Genomic DNA, 17758 nt, shown 5'->3' on the forward strand with positions numbered 1-17758 from the left:
CAAGTGCCACCGCGATGATGACCCTGTTCCGCCGTGCCGTCCTGCCGCTCGGGCTGGCGGCCGCCCTGTTCGCCCTGCCGGATTCAGCCATGTCCGGCCAGCGCAGCTATGCCGCCACCCATGGGGCGGCTCCCTTCGTGACGCAGCATCTTATCCCCGGATCGGACCTCGACCTCGCCCAGGTCGATCTGACACTGCCATCGGCCAGAGTGGTGGCGCTGACCATCGACGACGGGCCGGATGGGCATGACCCGCACATCCTCGACATCCTGCGGGCGCATGGGGCGAAGGCGACCTTCTTCTACATCGGCGCCAAGATTCCGGAGCATCACGACATCGCCAGGATGGTCGCCACCTCCGGCAACGAGGTGGGCAGCCATACCCAGACCCATCCGATGACCACCGACCTGAAGCCGGCCGAGCGCGAGTGGAATCTGGCGCAGGCGGAAAAGGCGTTGGCGTCGGTCGGGGTGACGGCGACGTGGTTCCGGCCGCCCTACGGCGATGTCGACGATGCGCTGGTTGCGCTGGCTCGTCATCACGGCATGGCGACGGTGCTGTGGACCGCCGACAGCCAGGACTGGAAGGACACCGGTCCCGACGTCATCCGCCATCGCATCGTCGAGCGGCTGGCGCCCGGCGCCGTCGTGCTGATGCACAGCACCAAGGCGGCGACCGTCGCGGCACTGCCGGCGATCCTGGAGGAAGGGGAGAGGCGGGGCCTGCGCTTCGTCACCATGAGCGAATGGGACGCGGCGATGCGCCAGTCGGTGACCCCGGAACTGGCCCTGCTGCACCCGGCCCCGCGGCGGCGCTGAAAGCGTGCCGGGGTAGGGATGCAAGGATGTCCCATCGGCGGACGGAGCCTGCGGGTGTAGGATGGCGCGGAGCAGCGCCGGTCCCGTAAGGCCGCTGCCGGGAAAACCGCCATGCCCGCCATACCCATCGAGCCCTTCACCCTGGTCCTCTCGCTGCTCCAGCAGATGTGCGTCTATCTGGTGATCGCCTATCTGCTGAGCCGGACGCCGCTGTTCCTGCCCTTGACCCATGTGACGGTGCGCTGGCCGCACAAGCTGGCCTGCTACGTGATCTTCTCGATCTTCTGCATCATGGGCACCTATTTCGGCCTGCACATCGACGACAGCATCGCCAACACCCGCGCCATCGGGGCGGTGCTGGGCGGCATCTTCGGCGGGCCGTCGGTGGGGCTGGCGGTCGGGCTGACCGGCGGGATGCACCGCTATTCGCTGGGCGGCATGTCGGCGCTGGCCTGCGCCATCTCCACCATGGCGGAGGGGCTGATCGGCGGGCTGGTCCACCGCCACATGGTGCGCCAGGGCCGGATCGAGCCGCTGTTCAACCCGCTGCGCGTCGGCGCCGTCACCTTCGTGGCGGAGGTGGTGCAGATGCTGATCATCCTGGCGGTCGCCCGGCCCTTCGAGGCGGCGATGCATCTGGTCGAAGTGGTGGCGGCGCCGATGATCGTCGCCAACACCCTCGGCGCGGCGCTGTTCATGCGCATCCTGCTGGAGCGCCGCGTGCTGGACGAGAAGCAGTCCAGCGCCTTTTCCGCCAAGGCGCTGAAGATCGCCGCGCGCTGCGACGGGGTGCTGCGCGGCGGCTTCAACAGCGAGAACAGCACCCGCGTCGCCCGCATCATCTTCGAGGAGACCGGCGTCGGCGCCGTCGCCATCACCGACCGGGAAAAGCTGCTGGCCTTCATCGGCATGGGCGACGACCACCATCTGCCGGGCACGCCGATCAGCTCAAGGCAGACCCATCAGGCCATCGCCAGCAATCAGGTCATCTATGCCGACGGCAACGAGGTGGCCTACCGCTGCTCGATCAGCCCGGCCTGCCGGCTGGGGGCGGCGCTGGTGATCCCGCTGGTCGGCGAGGATGGCGGGGTGATCGGAACCATCAAGCTGTACGAGCCGAAGACAAAGATCTTCTCCACGATCAACCGCACGCTGGGCGAAGGCGTGGCGCGGCTGCTGTCCAACCAGATCCTGGCCGGCCGCTACGAGCAGCAGAAGGCGCTGCTGGCGCAGTCGGAGATCAAGCTTCTGCACGCCCAGGTGAACCCGCATTTCCTGTTCAACGCGCTCAACACCATTTCGGCCGTCATCCGCAACGATCCGGAGCGGGCGCGGCAGCTGGTGCAGAACCTGTCGACCTTCTTCCGCAAGAATCTGAAGCGCCCCAGCCAGATGGCGACGCTGGCCGACGAGGTCGAGCATGTCAGCGCCTATCTCCAGATCGAGCTGGCCCGCTTCACCGGGCGGCTGGCGGTGGAGATCGAGGTGCCGGACGACCTGCGCCACGCCCGGCTGCCGGCCTTCTCGCTCCAGCCGCTGGTGGAGAACGCGATCAAGCACGGCACCGCCCAACTCCTCGGCGACGGCCGGGTGCGCATCGCGGCGCGGCGCGACGGCGGCGACCTGCTGCTGGCGGTGGAGGACAATGCCGGGCTCTTCGAGGCCAGGCCGGGCGGCGACGGGCTGGGCATGACCATCGTCGACCGCCGCATCCGCAACCGCTACGGTGAGGAGTACGGCGTCTCGGTCGCCTGCGAGCCGGATGCCTTCACCCGCGTCACCCTTCGCCTGCCCCTTGAGGAAACCGTGCCCGCATGACGGCCTCCGCAATGCCCTCTGCCATGACTGTCCTGATCGTCGATGACGAGCCGCTGGCGCGCGAGGAGCTGCGCCGCCTGCTGGAGGAGGCGGCCGACATCCGCATCGTCGGCGAATGCGCCAACGCCATCGAGGCCATCGGCGCCATCAACCGGCAGGCGCCCGACGTGGTGTTCCTCGACATCCAGATGCCGCGGGTCAGCGGGCTGGAGATGCTGAGCATGCTCGATCCCGAGCGGATGCCGCGCATCGTCTTCCTGACCGCGCACGACGAATATGCCGTCCAGGCCTTCGAGGAGCACGCTTTCGACTATCTGCTGAAGCCGGCCGATCCGGCGCGGCTGGCGAAGACCTTGCAGCGGCTGCGCCGCCAGCATGCGCCGCAGGAGCTGTCGGTCCTGCCGGGGGCGGCGGAACTGCGCCACATCCCCTGCACCGGGGTCAACCGCATCACCCTGATGAAGCTGGCCGATGTCGAGTATGTCGTCTCCCGCCCCGCCGGCGTCTATGTGGTGGGGGAGGACGGGCAGGAGCGCTTCACCGAGCTGACGCTCCACACCATCCAGGAGAAGAGCCCGCTGTTCCGCTGCCACCGCCAGCATCTGGTCAACCCGGACCGCATCCGGGAGATCCGCTTCGCCGATGGCGGGCTGGCGGAAATCCAGACCACCGGCGGACATGCGGTTCCGGTCAGCAGGCGCTTCCTGGGGGCGCTCAAGGAACGGCTGGGGATGGGGTGAAGCCGGCGATGGCGAGATCCACCGCCGCTTCGGCATGGATGGCGGTGGTGTCGAACAGCGGGACGGCGCTGTCCTCCGGCTTCACCAGCAGCATGATCTCGGTGCAGCCGAGGATGACCGTTTCCGCGCCTCGCTCGACCAGCCGGGCGATCACCTCGCGGTAGGCCTGACGGGACGCCGCCTCGACCCGGCCCTGGACCAGCTCCTCGTAGATGATGCGGTGGATTGTGGCGCGGTCGGCCTCGTCGGGGATCAGAACCTCCAGCCCGTGGCGCTCGGCCAGCCGGCCCTTGTAGAAGTCCTGTTCCATGGTGAAGGCGGTGCCGAGCAGCCCGACGCGGCGGTGGCCGGCGGCACGGATGCGCTCGGCCGTGGGGTCGGCGATGTGCAGCAGCGGGATGGCGACGGCGGCCTGCACCTCGGCGGCCATGCGGTGCATGGTGTTGGTGCAGATCAGCAGGAAATCGGCGCCGCCGCGCTCCAGCCGGCGGGCGGCGTCGATCATCAGGGCGGTGGCGTCGTCCCAGCGGCCAGCATGCTGCAACGCCTCGACCTCGGCGAAGTCGAAGGACCACATCAGGCAGCGGGCCGAGCGCAGCCCGCCCAGCCGGTCGCGGACGCCCTCGTTGACGATGCGGTAATACTCGGCGGAGCTTTCCCAGCTCATGCCCCCGATCAGGCCGATCACCTTCTGCGACACCGGGCGGGTCTCCTGTCCTGGCTTCGGATGGAACGTTTGGAACAGCCTGAAACAGGTTTCGGCCTGCTGTTCACCTGTTCAACGGCCGCTCGCCGCTGATTCTTCCTTCCTATCATGGGGAGCCGTGGGGCGGGTAGGCCGCGATGAAACGGACTGTCGAGCCCAAGACCATGACCGAATGGCCGCCGCCGGTGTTACCGGGGGGAGACTGTGCGGGACGGGAGGGGGCGATGGGCAGCGTGCGAAGGGGATGGGCGATCGTCGTCGATGCGACCTATGGCTGGATGAACGACGACGCGATGAGCATGGCGGCCTCCATCGCCTTCTACACCATCTTCTCGCTGGCGCCGCTGGCGATCCTGGTGATCGCGCTGGCCGGGCTGGTGTTCGGCGACGAGGCGGCGCGCGGCGCGCTGATCGATCAACTGACGGCGCTGGTCGGGCACGATGCCGGCCAGACCCTGCAGGATCTGATCGCGCGGGCCGGCGCGAAGGAGACCGGCATCGTCGCCAGCATCATCGGCATCGGCACCATCCTGGTCGGCGCCACCACCGTCTTCGTCGAGCTTCAGGCCGGGCTGAACCGCATCTGGCGGGTGGCGGCCCCCCAGGAATCGACCATCACCTGGCTGGTGCGGGTAAGGCTGAAGGCGCTGGCGCTGATCGGCGCCATCGGCTTCCTGCTGATCGTCTCGCTGGTGGTCAGCGCCGGTCTGGCGGCGGCGGGCCGCTGGGCCTCGGCCTATCTGCCGGCGATGCCGTCGCTGCTGTGGCTGTTCGACGTGCTGGTGTCCTGGACGGTGCTGACCGGCCTGTTCGCGCTGATCTACCGCATCCTGCCCGACGCCTACATCCGCTGGGCCGACGTCTGGCTGGGGGCGGCGGTGAACGCCTTCCTGTTCGCGGTGGGCAAGTTCCTGATCGGCTTCTACATCGCCACCAGCGGCGTGGTGACGGTGTATGGCGCGGCCGGCTCCTTCGTGCTGATCCTGCTGTGGGTCTATTATTCGGCGGTCATCTTCCTGTTCGGGGCGGAACTCACCCGCGCCTATTCGGAACGCAGCGGCAGCCGGGCGCGGCTCCCCGGACTGAAGCCCGAGGCCGGCCCCGGGGTGGGGGAGGGGGCTACCGTCCGCAGCAGCCGCGTCCCAGAGTCATCAGGATCTGCCGTGCCTTGAAGGACCGGGGGTCGAGCGGCGGCTCGTCCGGAGCGAGGCGGGCCTGGGCCTCGCGGTAGCGGTCGTAGCTGTCGTCGTTGAACAGGCGGCGCAGGTTGGCAAGCGCCTTGCGCAGGGGTGTGCGGGGGCAGGAAGCGGTCATCGGAGATCTCTGTCGGAAGCCGGCGCGGCATTGTGGGACGTCCCACCCTAGCGCCATCGCCGCACCCGCCGGGCCGCTTTCCGGCGAGCGGCGCTCCGGCGGCCCGAGCGGCGCATTCCGGGGCCTGAGCGGTTTTGGGGTCATGCCGCCAGCTCGCGGTCACACCGCTCCCTGCGCCTCGCCGACCAGCCAGTCAACGAAGCCGGCGACCAGCTTCCCCGCATCGGCCTGGGGTGGAACCAGCGCCACGTACCCCGTCCTCGGAACCCTGATCTCCGGCAGCGGCGTCATCAGCTTTCCGTTGGCGATGTCGATGTCCAGCATCGGCAGCGGGCCGATCCCGATGCCGAGCCCGTCCTCCACCGCCTGACGGGTGACGAAGAAGTGATCGAATATCTGGCGGGGATGCCCGGCCAGATGCTGGAGCCCTGCCGCTTCGAGCCAGCCGGTCCAATCGCCCGGACGGGTTTCGCTTGCCAGCAGCGTGTGGCCCTCGATGTCGGCGGGCTTGCGGATCGGCCGCCGCGCGAACAGCGCCGGGCTCACGATCAGCGTGTCCACATCGTCCAGCACCGGAACGACGCGGTGCTGGGGCCACACATGCTCCCGCGCGGCACCGCGCCGGATCGCCACATCGACGCCGCCGCGCAGTTCCTCCAGCACGGTCGAAACCGTCGTGACCGCCACCTCGACCTGCGGATGGCCGGCATGGTAGCGGCCGAGCCGTGGGATCAGCCAGCGCATCGCGAAGCTGGTCGGGGCGCTGACCCGCAGGATGCGCCGCGCGTCGGGCCGGCCGCAGGCTTCTGCCGCGACGGCCAGCCGGTCGAAGGACAGCCCGACCTCGGACGCGAAAATCCGCGCCATCGGCGTCGCCACCATGCGGCGCCCCTCCTTGGTGAACAGCCTCTGCCCGAGCCAGCTTTCCAGCGCGGCGATCTGCCGGCTCACCGCGCCATGGGTGAGGCCGAGTTCGGCCCCCGCCTCGGCATAGCTGCCGGTCCGGGCCGCGACCTCGAAGATGCGCAGGGCGTTCAGCGGAGGAAGGCGGCGCATGAGCGATCCTTTGGGGAAACCCGTGAGGAAAACGAACGCTATCCGTGATTCAAAGCATACTAGTCGATGAATCGTCACGGGTATACCCTGCCTGCCCATTCAGACCAGCCGGGCAATGCCTGTGGCGCCGCCGGGAAAGCCAGTGAAGATGAATCCGAGACAGTGGTGGACGGAGAAGAAGAAAAGCCTGACAGGTGCGTGTCTTGCCCATGCGGTGCATGACGGCTACACCGACGCCCTCTATGTCTTCCTGCCGGTGTGGCAGGCGCAGTTCGGCCTGTCCTATGCGATGCTTGCCGTCATCCGCGCCCTTTACTCCGGAACGATGGGGGGACTGCAAATCCCGGCCGACCGGGCCCTTCGCGGCCTGTCGCCGCGGGCGGCGCTGATCCTGTCGACCGTCCTTGCTGCGGCGGGCCTGCTGATCATGGCGTTGCCGCTCGGCCTGCCGGGTCTGTGCGTCGGCCTCGTCGTCGCCGGCATCGGATCGAGCATCCAGCACCCCTGCGGCTCGATGCTCGTCACCGTCAGCTACGGCGCGGCATCGCGCCATCCGCTCGGCATCTACAATTTCTCGGGCGATCTTGGGAAGGCGGCGCTGCCGGCGCTGGTCGCCGTGCTGTTGCCGACCGTCGGCTGGCAGCCGGTGCTGGGGCTGATGGCGGCCATCGGGCTCGTCCTGTCGGTCGCCCTGCTGCCGCTGTTGCCGGCGACCCCCATCGTCCGGGCAGCCAAGACGAAGGCTGCGGGGCGCGGCCGCGGCGGCTTCGGCATCCTGACGGCGATCGGCGCGCTCGATACCGCGACCCGCATGGGCTATCTGCTCTTCCTGCCCTTCCTCATCCATGGCCAGGGCGGGGATTCGGCGACGGTCGGACTGGCGCTTGCCCTTCTGTTCATCGGCGGCGCGCTGGGAAAGGCGACATGCAGCCTGCTCGGGGAGCGGCTGGGGGTGGTCGGCTGCGTCATGGTGACCGAAGCCGCCACGGCCCTGCTGATCGCGGCGACGCTGCTCACCTCGCTGACGCCGACGCTGGTCCTGCTGCCGCTGCTCGGCATCGTGCTCAACGGCACCTCCTCGGTGCTCTACGGCACGGTGCCGGAGCTGTCCAACGGCGATACCGGCCGGGCCTTCGCGGTCTTCTACACCAGCGTCATCGGGTCCGGCGGGCTGGCCCCGATCCTCTACGGCGCCATCGCCGACCACAGCAGCCAGACCACCGGCGTGCTGGCCTCGGCGGCGACCGCCGCCCTGATCGTCCCGCTCGTCCTGATGCTGAGGCCATACCTGAACGCCTCCGCCGCGGAGCCGCATGGCGAGTCCGGCCTGCCGCGCTCCGCCTGACCGTTCCCTTGCCATAAGGAGATCCTCGCAATGACCACCGTCTCTCAAACCCCGCTGATCCTGATAACGGGCGGCGGGCGCGGCATGGGCGCTGCGACCGCAAGGCTCGCCGCCGCCCAGGGCTACGACGTCGCGATCAGCTTCGTCTCCGACGAGGCCGCCGCCCATGCCGTGGTGGCGGATGTCGAAGCCCTGGGGCGCCGCGCTTTGGCGGTGCGCGCCGACAGTGCCGATCCGGTGCAGGTCGCCGCGCTGTTCGACGCAATCGACCGCGAGTTCGGCCGGATCGACGTCCTGGTCAACAACGCCGCGGTGCTCGCGCGCCAGTGCCGGACCGAGGATCTCGGCTTCGAGCGGATGCAGCGCATCTTCGCGGTCAACGCCATCGGCCCGATCCTCTGCGCGCAGCAGGCGGCCAAGCGCATGTCGCATCGCCACGACGGGCGGGGCGGCGTGATCATCAACATCTCGTCGGCATCGGCCCGGCTCGGCAGCCCGAACGAGTATGTCGACTATGCCGCCTCCAAGGGCGCCCTGGAGACCTTCACCATCGGCTTCTCCAAGGAGGTCGCGCGGGACGGCATCCGCGTCAACTGCATCCGTCCCGGCCACATCTACACCGACATGCATGCGAGCGGCGGGGAGCCGGGACGGGTGGACCGCGTCAAGGACTCGATCCCGATGGGACGGGGCGGCCAGCCCGAGGAGGTCGCGCGGGCGATCCTGTGGCTGGCTGGCCCCGAAGCCTCCTTCATCACCGGCACCTTCCTGGACGTCACCGGCGGCAAGTGAGCGGAGGCGGGGCAGGGCGGCAAACGGAGCATTTGGGCGCCGCCGCTCGCCCCCTGCCGGCTGCCGCTCAGCATCTCCCGGCTGCCGCTCGCGGCATTCCACCACACAGGAGCAAGCGGCGGGATTACACCGGCGGCATATCCCTTTCAGGAGAGCCGTCATGGATCACGCCCTAACATTTGTGATCGCGACACTCTGCATTCTTGCGCTCTGCTACCGCTTCTACGGCGTGTTCTTCGTGCGCAAGGTTCTCCGTGCCGACGATTCGGAAGTCACCCCGTCCCACATCCTGGCGGACGGCAAGAACTATGTGCCCACCAAGAAATGGGTGAATGCCGGCCAGCATTTCGCCGCCATCGCCGCCGCCGGCCCGCTGGTCGGTCCGGTGCTGGCCGCCCAGTTCGGCTACCTGCCGAGCTTCCTGTGGCTGCTGATCGGCTGTGTGGTCGGCGGTGCGGTGCATGACACCGTCGTGCTGTTCGCCTCGATGAAGCACAAGGGACAGTCGCTGTCCGAAGTCGCCAAGGCCGAACTCGGCCCGGTGGCAGGCTGGTGCACCGGTCTGGCGATGCTGTTCATCATCACCATCACCATGGCCGGCCTGTCGATGGTCGTCGTCCATGCGCTGGAACGCAACGCCTGGGGCGCCTTCGCGGTGTTCATGACGATCCCCATCGCCATCGCGCTCGGCCTCTACGAGAAGATCACCGGCTCGTCCAAGGGCGCCACCCAGGTCGGCATCGCCGCCATCGCCGCCTCGGTCTTCGCCGGCCCCTACATCCAGGGCACGCTGCTGGGCGAGTGGCTGACGCTGCATGCCGAAACGGTCGCCGTCATCCTGCCCATCTACGCCTTCTTCGCCACCGCCCTGCCGGTCTGGCTGCTGCTGACCCCGCGCGGCTATCTGTCCAGCTTCATGAAGGTCGGCGTGTTCGGCGCGCTGGTCGTCGGCGTCGTCTTCATCAACCCGGAGATCCGCTTCCCCGCCCTGACCGACTTCATCCATGGCGGCGGCCCGGTGCTGAACGGCCCGGTCTGGCCCTTCATCTCGATCACCATCGCCTGCGGCGCCATCTCCGGCTTCCATGCCTTCATCGGGTCGGGCACCACGCCCAAGCTGATCGACAAGTGGAGCGACATCCGTCCGGTGGCCTTCGGCGGCATGCTGGCGGAATGCCTGGTCGGCGTCATGGCGCTGATCGCCGCCACCGCCCTGCATCCGGCCGATTACTTCGCCATCAACTCCGCGCCGGCCGCCTTCAAGGCCCTGGGGATGATCGTGGTGGACCTGCCGCGGCTGAGCCAGGATATCGGCCTCGACCTCTACGGCCGGACCGGCGGTGCGGTGACGCTGGCGGTCGGCATGACCGAAATCTTCACCCGCGTTCCGTGGTTCAACAGCCTCGCCTCCTACTTCTTCCAGTTCGTCGTGATGTTCGAGGCGGTGTTCATCCTGACCGCCGTGGACAGCGGCACCCGCGTCGCCCGTTACCTGATCCAGGACCTGCTGGGCGACGTCTATGCCCCGATGAAGCGGCTGGACTGGGTCCCCGGCTCGATCATCGCCAGCGTCATCGCCTGCGTGGCCTGGGGGTATCTGCTGACCTCGGGCGACATCAACTCGGTCTGGGCCCTGTTCGGCGTGTCGAACCAGCTGATGGCCTCGGTCGGCCTGATCATCGGCGCCACCATCATCCTGCGGCTGGCCCAGAAGCGGATCTACATGCTGACCTGCCTGGTCCCGCTGGCCTATCTGTTCGTCACGGTGAACGTCGCCGGCTACTGGATGATCGCCAACGTCTATCTGAACAAGGCGGCCAAGGGCTACAACCCCTTCAACGCCGGCATCTCGATCATCATGCTGACGCTGGGCTTCATCATCCTGATCGCCGCCTTCCGCAAGTGGAAGGAACTGCTCCAGGCCCGCGCCATCGAGGTTCCGATGGTCGCCACCCCGGCCGAATGACGGTTCAGGTGTCGTAAAATGCGAACGGGCCCTGTGGAGTGTTCCACAGGGCCCGTTCGCTTTCGTCCGTCCGGCGCTTCCGCGGCAATCAGGCCGCCGCGACGAGCGTCTCTTCCGCCGGCAGTTCGGCGGGGATCCAGGCGATCAGCTCCCGCCCGGTGTTGGCGAGGCGCTTCGGCTCGATGCGGCCGATGACGCGGGTGCCTTCCCTGGCGATGCGCAGGATGTCGCCGTCCTCCGGAACCAGCGCGCGCTCGACGCCGCAGGTCCGGGCGAGGCGGGCATGGGCTTCCATATGCTCGATGGTGCCATGGACCGGCACGGCGAAGCGGGGACGGACCAAGCCATACATGCGGGCGAGGTCGTCGCGCTTCGGGTGGCCGGAGACATGGACCGGCGCATCGGCCGGGGTGACGATCTCGACGCCCATGCCGCGCAGATGCTCGTGGATTTCGGCCAGCGCCTCCTCGTTGCCGGGGATGGCGCGGGCGGAGAAGATGACGGTGTCGCCCTCTTCCAGCCACAGCTCGCGATGCTCGTTGCGGGCCAGACGGCTGAGCGCCGCCCGTTCTTCGCCCTGGCTGCCGGTGCACAGGAACACGAGGTTGTCGCGCGGGGTCCAGGACGCCTCGCGGACATCCATGAAGTCCGGCACATGGTCGAGGTAGCCGCAGGCCTGCGCCGCCTTTTCCATGCGCAGCATGGAGCGGCCGACCAGCACCACCTTGCGCCCGACCGCCGCCGCCGCTTCCGCCACCGCGGTCATGCGGGCGACGTTGGAGGCGAAGCCGGTCACCGCGATGGCGCCCGAGCGGTTGGCGAAGGCGCCGATCAGGCCGGCGCGGGCGTCGGCCTCCGACCCGGTCGAGCCGGGCACGTCGGCGTTGGTGCTGTCGCACATCATGGCGAGCAGCCCTTCGTCACCCAGCCGCTTGAGGGCTGCGAAATCGGTGCTGCGGCCGACCAGCGGGTTGGGATCGAACTTCCAGTCGCCGGTGTGCAGGACCGTGCCGGCCGCCGTGCGGATTGCCAGCGACATCGGCTCGGGGATCGAGTGGGTGACGGCGATGGTCTCGATCCGGAAGGGACCGATGGTCAGCGTGTCGCCGATCTCGAAGGTCTGCACCTTGGCGGCGCGGTGGGCGCCCTTTTCCTTCAGCCGGTCCCGGATGATGTGGGAGGCGAAGGGGCTGGCATAGATCGGGCAGCGCAGGCGCGGCCACAGATGGTGGATCGCGCCGATATGGTCCTCGTGCGCGTGGGTCACCACCAGCCCGACGACGTCCTGCATCCGCTCTTCGATGAAGGCCGGATCGGCCATCAGGCTGTCGATGCCCGGCATCTCGTCGCCGACGAAGGCGACGCCGGCATCGACGATCAGCCATTTGCCGGCATGGCCGTAGAGCGCCATGTTCATGCCGATGCGGGAACAGCCGCCCAGCGGAAGGAACAGGATCTCGTCCTTGCCCGGAACCGGGCCGGTGGGTCCGCCGCCATGGACCGGAGTGGCCGGAGGGCGGGAACCGTCGAAGTCGTCACGCGGACGCGGGTTGCGGTTGCGTGCGCGGTTGTTCGGCGCCATCCGGCGCCGCTTTGAATCAAACGTCATGCCTCTGTCGTACGTCTCACTTAGGCCGGCATTCGACGCTGCCGGACGGGCGTGCATCGCTCGTCGATGCGGATCCCGGTGTGGAAAGGCCCCTGCCGGAGGCGCCGTGCGGCGGCCGTCGGACGACTGGGACCGAATGTTTCGTCAGGGCTTATGTGGGCAAAGCATGACGCACGTCAAGGGCATGCATAAAAGGTCACACGAAATGGTGGGACATTGCTGGGATGCGTGGGCGGAGTGATCCCAATCGACCGGGACAGAGCGCCGAAGGTTCGATCCTGCTATTGGGGGCTGGACCCATAAGAGACTTCTCCGGGTGGGATCGTTGCGATTCAAAGCCCAGGAACGCGACTTCGTCTTGACCCCCGTGGCACCCCCCCCCGTGGATGATTGACTCCTCCATGGCCGTGCGTCCCCGTCCATGTCGCGGTAACTGTAGTCCATTGATTATCAGTCCGGACACTGGCGGCTGTGAGAAGCCCCATTTTGGATGGTTCGTCTGTTTGGCTGAAAATGCGATGGATTTATAACGGGATTACTGCGACGGGAGAGAGGTTGTGCTTCGCCCCTTTCGCCAATTTTATTGTGTCATCGAGGGTAGAAATGGCAAAGAACCTTGAGGATCTTCTGACTGAGTGGGATGGCCTCATCAAGAAACACCGTGCGCATTTGGTGAAATACAAGTTCAGCAACAAGTTCGCCGTTCTGTCGAAAGAAGTCGATGCGCACGTTGTCGAGTACAAGTCCTACTCCAAGCTGTGGTCCGAGCAAAACAAGGTGGTCGAATCCGTAATGTCGCAGGTTCTGGCCCAGGCGGAAGCTTTGGGTAAGAAACTGAAAGCCAGGTTGACTGCTACAAAAAAGGAAAAAGAGGACGGGCTCAAAGCCCTCGATAATTTCTGCAAATGCATCACCCACGAATCTCACGAAGTGAATCCGAGGTTGCTCGGGAAGGAGTGGGCGGAGATGCTGAAAGACAATAAGACTAAGAACAAAGCATTGTTTGCTGTTGCCATGGATGATTCAAAAATGATTCCGTTGCTCAAAAAATTGGCCGACGAGGCCAAAAAATCGGACGGGCATCATGATAAATTGGGAGCGGCAAATGCATTTGCAAACCGCAAGACGGACATGGAGATCAAGCCCGACATTGAAAAGAACATAAAGTCATTGGCGGCCTGGGACGACAAGCAGGCCGCGGAAGAAGTGGCAGCTTTTCTGAAGGACTTCAAGAAGGCCCTGAATGTCGTGATATTTTGATTGTTTTTGCCTGAGCGCGCCGGGGTGGTGATCTGCCCCGGCGGAGAAGTTCTTCAGTGGAGCGGATCAGGGGGAGCGCCTTGTTCCATAATTTGTAAGCATACACCTGCTGCGTCCCGGTAGCGTGCAAAGTCCAATCCGGATCGATCTTTGTCGAACCGCCTTGCGGTCAGTTGCTGCACGCGCGCCGCTTGCAGGTGGAGTCTGTCGGAATCCAGCTCCTATAACGCCGTGCGTTTGGATCGGTCGGACAAAACCGAACCCGGTTTGAAGCGTGAAGCCGATTCCCTTTCGAAGGTCCGTGCCGGCTCTGTGCCGATGGCGACCGCCCTCCCGCACTGCAGGAGGGCGGCATCCACCCCCGAAGCTCCCGGCCTCAGTGGTTGTCGCGCGGGATCCCCATCGTCTGCGCCACGCGCTGGTACTTGACCGCCGGCTTCAGCACCATGCCCTCGTCCAGCTGGTCGACGATGCCGCGCTGGATTTCCTGCCACGGGGTCTGCGACGGCGGGGCGGGGTAGCCGCCGGCCGCCTCCAGGGTGGCCTTGCGGTCGGCAAGCTCCGCTTCGGAGATCAGGATGTCGGCGCTGCCGCGGCGCAGGTCGATCCGCACGCGGTCGCCGCTGCGCAGAAGGCCGAGATTGCCGCCGGCCGCCGCCTCCGGCGAGGCGTTGAGGATCGACGGCGACCCCGAGGTGCCGGACTGGCGGCCGTCGCCGATGCAGGGCAGGGAATGGATGCCCTGCTTGATGAGGTCGGCGGGCGGACGCATGTTCACCACCTCCGCCGCACCGGGATAGCCGATGGGGCCGGCGCCGCGGATGACCAGGATGGTGTAGGCGTCGATGCCCAGCGACGGGTCGTCGATGCGGTGATGATAGTCCTCCGGACCGTCGAAGACGACGACCTTGCCCTCGAAGGCTTCGGGATCCTTGGGATTGGACAGGTAGCGCTCGCGGAACTCATCGGAGATCACGCTGGTCTTCATGATGGCGGCGTTGAACAGGGTGCCGCGCAGCACGACGAAGCCGGCGTTGATCTTCAACGGGTCGTCGATCGGGTGGATGACGCGGGTGTCGAGGATCTCGGTGTTGCGGCAGTTCTCGCCGATGCTGCGGCCGTTGACGTTGGGCGCATCCTCGCGGATCAGGCCCTGGGTCATCAGCTGCCCGACCACGGCCGGCACGCCGCCGGCGCGGTGGAAGTCCTCGCCCAGATATTCGCCGGCCGGCTGGAGGTTGACCAGCAGCGGCACGCCCAGACCGTGGGTCTGCCAGTCGTCCACCGTCAGCGGCACGCCGATGTGCTTGGCGATGGCGTTGATGTGGATCGGCGCGTTGGTCGAGCCGCCGATGGCCGAATTGACGACGATGGCGTTGAGGAAGGCGTCGCGGGTCAGGATGTCCGACGGCTTGATGTCCTGGCGCACCATCTCGACGATGCGCTTGCCGGTCTCATAGGCGGCCTGCTGGCGCTCGCGGTAGGGGGCGGGGATCGCGGCGGATCCCGGAAGCTGCATGCCCAGCACCTCCGCCAGCGAATTCATGGTCGACGCGGTGCCCATGGTGTTGCAGTAGCCGGTCGATGGGGCCGAGGAGGCCACCAGCTCGATGAAGCCCTGATAGTCGATTTCGCCGGCCGCCATCATCTGGCGCGCCTTCCACACGATGGTGCCGGAGCCGGTGCGCTCGCCGCGGAACCAGCCGTTCAGCATCGGGCCGACCGACAGCGCGATGGCCGGGATGTTGACGGTGGCGGCGGCCATCAGGCAGGCCGGCGTGGTCTTGTCGCAGCCGATGGTCAGCACGACGCCGTCGAGCGGATAGCCGTGCAGCACCTCGACCAGCCCGAGATAGGCCAGGTTGCGGTCGATGGAGGCGGTCGGCCGCTTGCCGGTTTCCTGGATCGGGTGGACGGGGAACTCGATGGCGATGCCGCCGGCGGTGCGGATGCCTTCGCGCAGTCGTTCGGCCAGAACCAGATGGTGGCGGTTGCAGGGGCTGAGGTCGGACCCGGTCTGGGCGATGCCGATGATCGGCGCGCCGGATTGCAGCTCCTCGCGCGTCAGGCCGAAATTCAGGTAGCGCTCAAGGTAGAGCGCGGTCATGTCGGGATTGGCGGGGTTGTCGAACCACGCGCGCGACCGCAGGCGACGCTCTGAACCGTCAGCGTTGGGCGGGAAGGGGGGCTTCGTCTCGGACATATCGACACCGGTTTCAGGTTGGGGCGCGGACCGTAGGCCCGGCGCCGGAGTTGTGGTTGCGTCTCTTTGGCCCTGTTGAGGCCGGGATCGGGTCAGGCCGCGCGCATGTCGGCCAGGAAGCGCGACACGCAGCCGCGCAGGTCGTCGGCCTCGCCGGACAGGCCGTCGGCGGCGGATTTGACCTGACGCGAGGCGTCGCTGGTGGCCTGGAAGGCGTGGGTCACGCCGGCGATGGTGTCGCGGACATCCTGGGTGCCGCGCGCGGCGCGCTGGATGCTGCCGCTGATCTCGCTGGTCGCCGCCCGCTGCTCGCCGATGGCGGAGGCGATGGTGCCGGAGACCTCGTTGACCTCGCCGATGACCTTGACGATCTCGGTGATGGCACCGGCCGCCTCGCTGCTGACGCGCTGGACGGCGGCGATCTGCGCCTCGATCTCCTCGGTCGCCCGGGCGGTCTGGGCGGCGAGGCTCTTGACCTCGTTCGCCACCACGGCGAAGCCGCGGCCCGCCTCGCCGGCCCGCGCCGCCTCGATGGTGGCGTTCAGCGCCAGCAGGTTGGTTTGCGCTGCGATGGAGCCGATCAGTTGCACCACGTCGCCGATCTGGCGGGCGACTCCGGTCAGGCTGCGCACCGTCTCGTCGGTGACGCGGGCGATGCCGACCGCCTGTTCGGTCACCTCGGCGCTGTGGGCGACATGCTGGCTGATGGCGACGATGGAGACGGCCAGTTCCTCGGCGGCGGCGGCCACCGTCTCGACGCTGCCGGTGGTCTCGCCGGAGCTGCGGACGGCGTCGCCGGCAAGGCGGCTGGTCTCGTCGGTGGTCGACTGGATGGTCCGGGCGGTGGACTGGAGCTGGATGGCGGCGCTGGCGACGCGGCCCAGCGTGCTTTCCACCATCCGCTCGAACTCGCGGGTCAGGCGGTCGATGCGCTCGCCGCGGCGGACGCGGGTCTCATGCTCGGCGGCCTTGTCGGCGGCCATGCGGTCGGCCTCGATCAGGCCGGCCTGGAAGACCTGCACCGCCTTGGCCATGCCGCCGATCTCGTCGCGGCGGTCGAGGCCGGGGACGATCACCGAGCGGTCGCCGCCGGCCAGCCGGGTCATGGCGTCGGTCATGGCGACCACCGGGCGCGACAGGTTGCGGGCGATCAGCAGCGCGGCGGCAAGGCCGAGGATCAGCCCGGCGGCGGATGCTGCGGCCATCGCCTGCCGGTAGCCGGCGATGTCGGAGGTGGTGTCGGCGCGCAGCTGCTGCTCGTCGGCGATGCCCTGGTCGGTCAGGCCGCGCGCCTGATCGCCGATGGCGGTGCCGAGCGGGGTCAGGGTGTCGTTGACCAGGGCGTCGCGGCGCTGGGTGGTCTCCACCAGCCGATCGAAGCCGGCGGCATAGCCGTCGAGCGTCTTGAGGAAGGCGGACACCAGACCGCGCAGCGCCGGGTCGGTCACCGTCTTCGCCATGGCGTCGCCATTCTGGGCGGCGGTCTTCAGCTCGGTCTTCGTCGCGGTGGCGAGGCCGGCGCTGCCCTCGCCCTGGAAGCGGGCGGCGACGGTGCGGGCGGCCTGGACATGCATCGCCGCCTGGGCCGCGAGGTTCAGGGCCTCGACATTGCCGCCGCTCTTGGCGTTGGTCAGGATGGTGCTGAGCATGGTCTGCAGCTTCGACCCGAATTTCGCCACCTCGGCCACCGCCTCGCTGCGCTGGCCGTGGGCCTCGCGGACGGCGGCGAAGCTGTCGCGATACTGGGCGACGCGGGCCTTCATCTGCTGCACTGCCGCGGTATCGCCGCTGCCGGACAGGCGCCGGTCGACGGCGGCGACGAGGTTGGCGGCCTCCGCCGACAGGGAGGCGACGGCGTCGGCATCCTCGTCGCGGCCGTTCAGCAGGAAGGCGGCGGTCTTCAGCCGCATGTCCAGCATCAGCGTCTGCATGCGCCCGAGATCGACCACCTGTTCCGCCAGCACGCCGTTGCGGCGCACCACCGTCTCCGTCTCCGACAGGGCATTGATGCCCACGCCGGCGACGGCGGCAAGGAACAGCAGGATGCCGGCGCTGCCGGCGGTGATCCGGTGGCCGATGCGGGTGCCGAGTTTGATGCCGGCTGCGGTGGGCATGCGGGGGACCTCCCAGT

General features: G+C 67.7%; 14 protein-coding genes. 8 read left to right on the plus strand and 6 right to left on the minus strand.

Annotated features, from left to right (window positions below; all coding sequences use genetic code 11):
- Positions 1-14: 14 nt before the first annotated feature.
- The 3 genes from ABNQ40_RS30955 to btsR all read left to right on the plus strand — a co-directional run bounded on the left by ABNQ40_RS30955 (position 15) and on the right by btsR (position 3376).
- Positions 15-818 (plus strand): polysaccharide deacetylase family protein, encoded by an 804-nt coding sequence (locus tag ABNQ40_RS30955; protein WP_109048196.1) that lies wholly within the window; start codon positions 15-17, stop codon positions 816-818.
- Positions 819-929: 111 nt separating this feature from the next.
- A complete protein-coding gene (locus ABNQ40_RS30960; protein ID WP_109048195.1) occupies positions 930-2636 on the plus strand; it encodes a sensor histidine kinase in 1707 nt (568 codons plus the stop codon).
- Positions 2637-2659: 23 nt separating this feature from the next.
- Positions 2660-3376 (plus strand): two-component system response regulator BtsR, encoded by a 717-nt coding sequence (gene btsR / locus ABNQ40_RS30965; RefSeq protein WP_098735575.1) that lies wholly within the window; start codon positions 2660-2662, stop codon positions 3374-3376.
- On the opposite strand, the gene ABNQ40_RS30970 is transcribed toward btsR, so the two are convergent.
- Positions 3351-4043, minus strand: a complete 693-nt coding sequence (locus ABNQ40_RS30970; RefSeq protein WP_109490738.1) for an aspartate/glutamate racemase family protein — start codon at positions 4041-4043, stop codon at positions 3351-3353. The two genes, btsR and ABNQ40_RS30970, sit on opposite strands and share 26 nt — an antisense overlap.
- 263 nt (positions 4044-4306) lie before the next feature.
- Here ABNQ40_RS30970 and ABNQ40_RS30975 point away from each other — a divergent pair, with 263 nt between their 5' ends.
- Positions 4307-5254, plus strand: coding sequence for a YihY/virulence factor BrkB family protein (locus tag ABNQ40_RS30975; protein WP_109048194.1), 948 nt, complete (start codon positions 4307-4309; stop codon positions 5252-5254).
- Here the strand turns inward: ABNQ40_RS30975 and ABNQ40_RS30980 are convergent.
- Together ABNQ40_RS30980 and ABNQ40_RS30985 are read right to left on the minus strand one after the other, a co-directional pair.
- Positions 5202-5396 (minus strand): hypothetical protein, encoded by a 195-nt coding sequence (locus ABNQ40_RS30980; RefSeq protein ID WP_109048193.1) that lies wholly within the window; start codon positions 5394-5396, stop codon positions 5202-5204. The genes ABNQ40_RS30975 and ABNQ40_RS30980 overlap by 53 nt on opposite strands.
- 159 nt (positions 5397-5555) lie before the next feature.
- Positions 5556-6452 carry a LysR substrate-binding domain-containing protein gene (locus ABNQ40_RS30985; protein ID WP_109048192.1) on the minus strand — a complete coding sequence of 299 codons (897 nt, stop codon included), beginning with the start codon at positions 6450-6452 and terminating at the stop codon, positions 5556-5558.
- 148 nt (positions 6453-6600) lie between these two features.
- On the opposite strand from ABNQ40_RS30985, the gene ABNQ40_RS30990 reads away from it, so the two are divergent.
- The 3 genes from ABNQ40_RS30990 (at position 6601) to ABNQ40_RS31000 (ending at position 10555) form a co-directional block, all read left to right on the plus strand.
- The gene (locus ABNQ40_RS30990) at positions 6601-7797 is read left to right on the plus strand and encodes an MFS transporter (protein ID WP_199235243.1); all 1197 of its coding nucleotides are present in this window, start codon (positions 6601-6603) and stop codon (positions 7795-7797) included.
- 30 nt (positions 7798-7827) lie between these two features.
- Positions 7828-8589 carry an SDR family oxidoreductase gene (locus ABNQ40_RS30995; RefSeq protein WP_109048190.1) on the plus strand — a complete coding sequence of 254 codons (762 nt, stop codon included), beginning with the start codon at positions 7828-7830 and terminating at the stop codon, positions 8587-8589.
- Between the two features lie 160 nt (positions 8590-8749).
- The gene (locus tag ABNQ40_RS31000; RefSeq protein WP_109048189.1) at positions 8750-10555 is read left to right on the plus strand and encodes a carbon starvation protein A; all 1806 of its coding nucleotides are present in this window, start codon (positions 8750-8752) and stop codon (positions 10553-10555) included.
- Between the two features lie 88 nt (positions 10556-10643).
- Here the strand turns inward: ABNQ40_RS31000 and ABNQ40_RS31005 are convergent, their stop codons facing one another.
- Positions 10644-12164: a ribonuclease J gene (locus ABNQ40_RS31005; RefSeq protein ID WP_247879586.1), complete on the minus strand. Its 1521-nt coding sequence runs from the start codon at positions 12162-12164 to the stop codon at positions 10644-10646.
- Between the two features lie 603 nt (positions 12165-12767).
- Between ABNQ40_RS31005 and ABNQ40_RS31010 the strand changes: the two genes are divergently transcribed.
- Positions 12768-13424 (plus strand): hypothetical protein, encoded by a 657-nt coding sequence (locus tag ABNQ40_RS31010; protein WP_109048187.1) that lies wholly within the window; start codon positions 12768-12770, stop codon positions 13422-13424.
- A 376-nt stretch (positions 13425-13800) separates the two neighbouring features.
- On the opposite strand, the gene ABNQ40_RS31015 is transcribed toward ABNQ40_RS31010, so the two are convergent.
- A complete protein-coding gene (locus ABNQ40_RS31015) occupies positions 13801-15627 on the minus strand; it encodes an IlvD/Edd family dehydratase (RefSeq protein ID WP_109048186.1) in 1827 nt (608 codons plus the stop codon).
- A 92-nt stretch (positions 15628-15719) separates the two neighbouring features.
- The gene (locus ABNQ40_RS31020) at positions 15720-17741 is read right to left on the minus strand and encodes a methyl-accepting chemotaxis protein (RefSeq protein ID WP_109048185.1); all 2022 of its coding nucleotides are present in this window, start codon (positions 17739-17741) and stop codon (positions 15720-15722) included.
- Positions 17742-17758 lie beyond the last annotated feature (17 nt).

Source organism: Azospirillum sp. A23 (assembly GCF_042938965.1).
In the GTDB taxonomy this organism is placed as follows: Bacteria; Pseudomonadota; Alphaproteobacteria; order Azospirillales; family Azospirillaceae; genus Azospirillum; species Azospirillum melinis.

Bases quoted from the DNA above. Each gene is read 5' to 3' on its own strand.
- ABNQ40_RS30955 (WP_109048196.1), top strand. From the start codon at position 15: ATGATGACCCTGTTCCGCCGTGCCGTCCTGCCGCTCGGGCTGGCGGCC.
- ABNQ40_RS30960 (WP_109048195.1), top strand. From the start codon at position 930: ATGCCCGCCATACCCATCGAGCCCTTCACCCTGGTCCTCTCGCTGCTC.
- btsR (WP_098735575.1), top strand. From the start codon at position 2,660: ATGACTGTCCTGATCGTCGATGACGAGCCGCTGGCGCGCGAGGAGCTG.
- ABNQ40_RS30970 (WP_109490738.1), bottom strand. From the start codon at position 4,043: ATGAGCTGGGAAAGCTCCGCCGAGTATTACCGCATCGTCAACGAGGGC.
- ABNQ40_RS30975 (WP_109048194.1), top strand. From the start codon at position 4,307: ATGGGCAGCGTGCGAAGGGGATGGGCGATCGTCGTCGATGCGACCTAT.
- ABNQ40_RS30980 (WP_109048193.1), bottom strand. From the start codon at position 5,396: ATGACCGCTTCCTGCCCCCGCACACCCCTGCGCAAGGCGCTTGCCAAC.
- ABNQ40_RS30985 (WP_109048192.1), bottom strand. From the start codon at position 6,452: ATGCGCCGCCTTCCTCCGCTGAACGCCCTGCGCATCTTCGAGGTCGCG.
- ABNQ40_RS30990 (WP_199235243.1), top strand. From the start codon at position 6,601: ATGAATCCGAGACAGTGGTGGACGGAGAAGAAGAAAAGCCTGACAGGT.
- ABNQ40_RS30995 (WP_109048190.1), top strand. From the start codon at position 7,828: ATGACCACCGTCTCTCAAACCCCGCTGATCCTGATAACGGGCGGCGGG.
- ABNQ40_RS31000 (WP_109048189.1), top strand. From the start codon at position 8,750: ATGGATCACGCCCTAACATTTGTGATCGCGACACTCTGCATTCTTGCG.
- ABNQ40_RS31005 (WP_247879586.1), bottom strand. From the start codon at position 12,164: ATGACGTTTGATTCAAAGCGGCGCCGGATGGCGCCGAACAACCGCGCA.
- ABNQ40_RS31010 (WP_109048187.1), top strand. From the start codon at position 12,768: ATGGCAAAGAACCTTGAGGATCTTCTGACTGAGTGGGATGGCCTCATC.
- ABNQ40_RS31015 (WP_109048186.1), bottom strand. From the start codon at position 15,627: ATGTCCGAGACGAAGCCCCCCTTCCCGCCCAACGCTGACGGTTCAGAG.
- ABNQ40_RS31020 (WP_109048185.1), bottom strand. From the start codon at position 17,741: ATGCCCACCGCAGCCGGCATCAAACTCGGCACCCGCATCGGCCACCGG.